The 505-nt window shown below is 47.5% G+C and carries 1 protein-coding gene; it reads left to right on the forward strand.

The features are described 5' to 3' along the window. Positions 1-4: 4 nt before the first annotated feature. On the forward strand, positions 5-505 hold a 501-nt coding region (locus ACNKW3_RS19845; RefSeq protein WP_427401065.1), incomplete at its 3' end, for a reverse transcriptase domain-containing protein.

Below are 505 nucleotides of genomic sequence, written 5' to 3' on the forward strand. Positions count from 1 at the left end.
ACGAATGCCGACCGGTAGTGACGTGACTCAGCGTATTGATAAGAAGCCAGCCTTTAGTGCAGAACTACTTGAACTCACCTTGCAACCAGACAATGTGATGTCTGCATGGAAACAAGTTCGAGCCAATAAGGGAGCCGCTGGCATCGATGGCATGTCCATTGATGACTTCCCTGCTTGGGCAAGAGAGGGTAACTGGAAACGTATTATGGCTGAGCTGCGCTCAGGCCAATACCAACCATCACCTGTTAGACGAGTCGAAATTGCTAAACCCGATGGCGGTAAACGCCAACTGGGTATTCCTACCGTCATTGACAGGGTTATTCAACAAGCTATTGCTCAAGTGTTAACGCCGATTTTCGACCCTACCTTTTCCAATAATAGTTTTGGATTTAGGCCAAATCGAAATGGACAACAAGCGGTGCGACAGGTACAAGACATCATTAAAACGGGACGCCGTTTTGCTGTAGATGTAGATCTGTCCAAGTTCTTTGACCGCGTTGATCAC

The sequence above is a fragment of the Glaciecola sp. 1036 genome, from assembly GCF_050306235.1.
Taxonomy (GTDB): domain Bacteria; phylum Pseudomonadota; class Gammaproteobacteria; order Enterobacterales; family Alteromonadaceae; genus Glaciecola.